Here is a 4,401-nt window from a genome sequence, read left to right as displayed (position 1 = left end):
GGGTACGGCCCGGCCGGTCGGGGTCCGGGGCCGGAGGGCCGTCGGGGCCCACGGCTCATGATCTCTCCGCGGAGGCGATCGCGAGGTAAACGGCGGCGAAATCCGCGATGGCGAGAAGTTCGGCGGCTGTTTCCAGTCGGCCGCCATCGGCCGGTTCCAGTTCGCTGACCGGTGTGTCGTGCACCAGGGCGAGCTCCCGGGCGGTGTGTACCGCGGAGGTGGCGCCGACCGGATGGTCGCGGAAGAGCACGATCCGGGCGTGCAGCGCCTCCGGCTCCTCGACCCGGTCGCGGAAGAAGTCGTCCGGGTCGGCGCCGCCCGCAAAGGCCCCGGCGAGCAGGGCCCCGTGCGCGGCGAGCGCCCCGGGCAGCTCGGCGGCGAGCGCGGGCCGCCCGGCGAGCGCGGCCAGCAGGCCCGCGAAGCGGCGCCCGGCCGCGCCGGCCACCGGCCCCTCCGTCCACACCAGCGGCAGCGCCCCGGCCAGCTCCGCGGCGAGGGTCTTGGCGGGGTTGGTGTACGTCTCGATGGCGGGGCCGCACCGTTCGGCGACCTGGTCCAGCCGGTCCGCCACCTGGGCCAGCGCGGCGGGCGAGGCCTCGATCAGGCCGATCCGGTCGACCAGCGCCAGCAGCGGGGTGAGCAGCGCCCACAGGGTGCCGGGCAGCGCGGGCCCGGTGACCTCGTCGGGAGCGGTGCCGGTCGGGTCGGCGGCGTGCCCGGTGCCGGGGTGCTCGGGGTGCCGGGGCCGTTCGGCGGCCTCCCCCGGCTCGGCCTCCCCCGGTGTGCCCGGCGCCGGGGCGTCCACCGCGCCGGCGACCGGCGGCTGGGGTGGCTCGGCCTCCTCGGTGTCGTAGGGGGCGGTGGCGTACGGCTCGGTGGCGTACGGGGACGCCGCCAGCGGGACGGCCAGTCCGCGTGCCTGGGCCACGGCGTCGGTCAGCGGCGAGCGGGCCGGGGTGACCGCGGCGATGGAGCATCCCCTGCGGTAGGCCTGTTCGACCAGGCTGGGCAGGCCCGGTTCGGTGCCGTCCGGCGTCGCGATCAGCAGCAGGTCCAGGGGGCCGGCCCAGCCCGGCAGCGTCCAGCGGAGCGCGCCGGGGGCGGGGGCGACACCGGTGGGGCCGATCAGGGTGATCGGGCAGACTCCACCGCTCAGCGCGGCCAGCAGGTCGGCGGTGCAGCTGCCGGCGGCACCGGGACCGGCGACCAGCACCCCGCGGGGACGGCCGTCCGGCCGCAGTTCCGGGACGCCCGCCTCGGCCGCGTGCCGGGCGGCGGCCCGTACCCGGGCGCCGGATTCGGCAGTGGCACGCAGCAGACCGCGGACATCGGCGCGGGCCAGCGCCTCTGGGGCGTCGAGGAGGGATTCGTCGAGCATCGTGCTTCGGCCTCCGTTCGCCGTGGCTGGCGGTTGGGTCGTGCGGCTTATTCGGTTTGTTCGGTTCGAGCGGCGGTGCGGTCTCGCCGGTGCGTGCCGCCGTCTCCGACCGGCCGTGCTGTCGTCTCTCCTGCCGTACGGGCTGCCGTCTCCGACCGGGCCGACCGCCGGGGCGGTCGTTGCCGGCTCTGTCCGTGTACCGCGTGTCCGGGACGCGTACCCGGACGAGTACCCCGGACGGTCGATCCGGCGCCCGCCGTGCCCGTGCTCTTCCGGCGGGACCGGTCGGATGGCGGGGGTGCCGGGTCGGCCCCGGGGCATTGCCGGCCGTTTCTGCCGTTCCTGCACCTGGCCCGGGGTGCCGGCGCCGCGCCCTCTTCTGAGGTGTCGAGGCTGTCGGCTCCCCGTAGGAGGAGGGACAGTCCGACCGGATCCGCGCCGACCGGGTCGGCTTGGGCCACGCCCGATGGATGGTGTGCGGCGGCTCGTGCCCGAACTCCGTCAGGCCGGGCGGCGGGCCTCGTCCACGAGGAGGACGGGGATGCCGTCCTTGATCGGGTAGGCGAGGCCGCAGCTCTGGCCGGTGCACACCAGCTCGGGGGTGTCCGGCTCCGACTCCTCACGCAGCGGGGCGTGGCACGCCGGGCAGGCGAGGATCTCCAGAAGACCGGCTTCGAGCGGCATCGGCGTGTCCCTTCGGGAATGGTTTGGGCCTCGTCAGCGTACCGCCGGGTGGGCAGCCCCAGCGCCGCCCGGGGCCCGACCGGGGGCGCGGACGCCGCCGCGGATCCGGGAGGGGGTGCTTCCGGTCTCCGCGGTCTCGTCTTCTCTTTCGGTGGAGGCGTAGCGGGTCTTTCGGTGGAGGCGTGGCGGGCCGACGCGGAGGCGCCCCGGGGACGGGCCGCGCGAGGCGGGGGCGGTCGGGCGGTGCCGATCGCCCCGTCGCCTTCCTCTGCACGGCCCGCGCGCTCCCGGGCGCGGGACAGCCCGGCGCGCCCCAGGCGTTTCAGGCGCGGACGATCGCCAGGACCTCGTCGCGTACCCGGGTGACGGTTCCCGCGTCCCGAGCCTCCACGTTCAGCCGGAGCAGTGGCTCGGTGTTGGAGGGGCGCAGGTTGAACCACCAGTCGGCGGTGGTGACGGTCAGGCCGTCCAGCTCGTCCAGCTCGGCGCCTTCCAGGTCCGCGTAGGCGGCCTTCACGGCGGCGGCCCGCCCTGCCTGGTCGGCCACGGTGCTGTTGATCTCCCCCGAGGCGGCGTAGCGGTCGTACTGGGCGACCAGCTGGGAGAGCGTGCCGTCCTGGCCGCCGAGTGCGGCGAGCACGTGGAGGGCGGCGAGCATGCCGGTGTCGGCGTTCCAGAAGTCACGGAAGTAGTAGTGGGCGGAGTGCTCGCCGCCGAAGATCGCGCCGGACCGGGCCATCTCCGCCTTGATGAAGGAGTGGCCGACCCGGGTGCGGACGGGGGTGCCGCCGTTCTCCTTGACCACCTCGGGAACGGACCAGGAGGTGATGCAGTTGTGGATCACCGTGCCGCCGGGGTGCTTGGCGAGCTCGCGGGCGGCGACCAGCGCGGTGATCGCGGACGGGGAGACCGGCTCGCCGCGCTCGTCCACCACGAAGCAGCGGTCGGCGTCGCCGTCGAAGGCCAGGCCGATGTCGGCGCCCGTCTCGCGGACCCGGGCCTGGAGGTCGACGATGTTCCTCGGGTCCAGCGGGTTGGCCTCGTGGTTGGGGAAGGTGCCGTCGAGTTCGAAGTACATCGGCACCAGGTCGAAGGGCAGCCCCTCGAAGACGGTGGGCACGGTGTGCCCGCCCATGCCGTTGCCCGCGTCCACCACGACCTTCAGCGGCCGGCTGCCGCCGAGGTCGACCAGGGAGCGCAGATGGGCGGCGTAGTCGGCGAGCACGTCGCGCTGGTCGATCGCGCCCGGGGTGGCGGCGGGCGCGGGGGCGCCGGTGGTCGCCCACTCCTCGACCAGGGCGCGGATCTCGGCGAGGCCGGTGTCCTGGCCGACCGGGGCGGCGCCGGCCCGGCACATCTTGATGCCGTTGTACTGGGCCGGGTTGTGGCTGGCGGTGAACATCGCGCCGGGCAGGTCCAGGTGCCCGCTGGCGAAGTAGAGCTGGTCCGTGGAGCACAGGCCGATCTCGGTCACCTGGGTGCCGAGGGCCGCCGCGCCGCGGGCGAAGGCGCGTGCCAGGGCGGGCGAGGAGGGGCGCATGTCATGACCGGTGACGATCGCGGTCGCACCGGTGACTCGGGCGAAGGCGGCACCGAACAGCTCGGCGAGTGACTCGTCCCACTGGTCCGGGACCACTCCGCGCACGTCGTACGCCTTAACGATCTGCGACAAGTCGGGCACGGCCCACCCCTTCTGGAGATGTCTACGGGTTCCTCAACCTACCCGCAGGAGGTGATCACCACTGCTCACAGGGGGTGCGCCACGCCCGTCAGGAGTCCGGGGAGCGAAGGACGCGCAGATGCCCGCGGCGGGCGACCTCCATGGGGTCGACCTCGCGACCGCCGGCGCCCGGGGCGCCGGAGCCGCCGCCGGCCGCTCGCTCGTGCGGGCGGGCCGCCTCGCGTACCGCGTTGGCCAGTGCCTCCAGGTCGTCACCGCTGGGGCGGGAGGGCCCGGCGCTCACGGCCAGGCGTACGACCTCCCAACCGCGCGGTGCGGTCAGCCGCTCGGAGTGCTCCGAGCACAGGTCGTAGCAGTGCGGTTCGGCATAGGTGGCGAGGGGTCCGAGCACGGCGGTCGAGTCCGCGTAGACGTACGTCAGTGTCGCGACGGCGGGACGACCGCACGCGGTGCGCGAACAGCGACGTACAGGGCTCACGACGTTGGACGGTACCGCACTCTTGAGCGGGCCGCGACGACTCTCCATCAGCTCACTCCACCGTGTCGTCCCGGTTCGCCCCTCCCGTCCGTTACGCGCACACCCCTGCTGACCTGCGTGGGGACGAAGACCAGGCGGTTGGGCGGGTGGAGTGGCCGGCTCGCCGGGAGGGCCGGGGAC

General features: G+C 74.9%; 4 protein-coding genes. All 4 read right to left on the bottom strand.

Annotated features, from left to right (window positions below):
- Positions 1 to 55 precede the first annotated feature (55 nt).
- Positions 56 to 1,378, bottom strand: coding sequence for an SIS domain-containing protein (locus E4099_RS29655; protein ID WP_135342199.1), 1,323 nt, complete (start codon positions 1,376 to 1,378; stop codon positions 56 to 58).
- Positions 1,379 to 1,879: 501 nt separating this feature from the next.
- Positions 1,880 to 2,062 (bottom strand): Trm112 family protein, encoded by a 183-nt coding sequence (locus E4099_RS29650; protein WP_135342198.1) that lies wholly within the window; start codon positions 2,060 to 2,062, stop codon positions 1,880 to 1,882.
- A gap of 322 nt (positions 2,063 to 2,384) precedes the next feature.
- Entirely contained in the window at positions 2,385 to 3,743 is a 1,359-nt protein-coding gene (locus E4099_RS29645; protein WP_135342197.1) for a phosphomannomutase/phosphoglucomutase, read from the bottom strand.
- 88 nt (positions 3,744 to 3,831) lie between these two features.
- Complete coding sequence (locus E4099_RS29640) at positions 3,832 to 4,269, bottom strand: DUF3499 domain-containing protein (protein WP_135342196.1); 438 nt, start codon at positions 4,267 to 4,269, stop codon at positions 3,832 to 3,834.
- Positions 4,270 to 4,401 lie beyond the last annotated feature (132 nt).

Source organism: Streptomyces palmae (assembly GCF_004684805.1).
Classification (GTDB): domain Bacteria; phylum Actinomycetota; class Actinomycetes; order Streptomycetales; family Streptomycetaceae; genus Streptomyces; species Streptomyces palmae.
Note: the sequence above shows the minus strand (reverse complement) of the source record. Positions and strands in the feature narration are given on the sequence as shown.

Bases quoted from the DNA above. Each gene is read 5' to 3' on its own strand.
- E4099_RS29655 (WP_135342199.1), bottom strand. From the start codon at position 1,378: ATGCTCGACGAATCCCTCCTCGACGCCCCAGAGGCGCTGGCCCGCGCC.
- E4099_RS29650 (WP_135342198.1), bottom strand. From the start codon at position 2,062: ATGCCGCTCGAAGCCGGTCTTCTGGAGATCCTCGCCTGCCCGGCGTGC.
- E4099_RS29640 (WP_135342196.1), bottom strand. From the start codon at position 4,269: ATGGAGAGTCGTCGCGGCCCGCTCAAGAGTGCGGTACCGTCCAACGTC.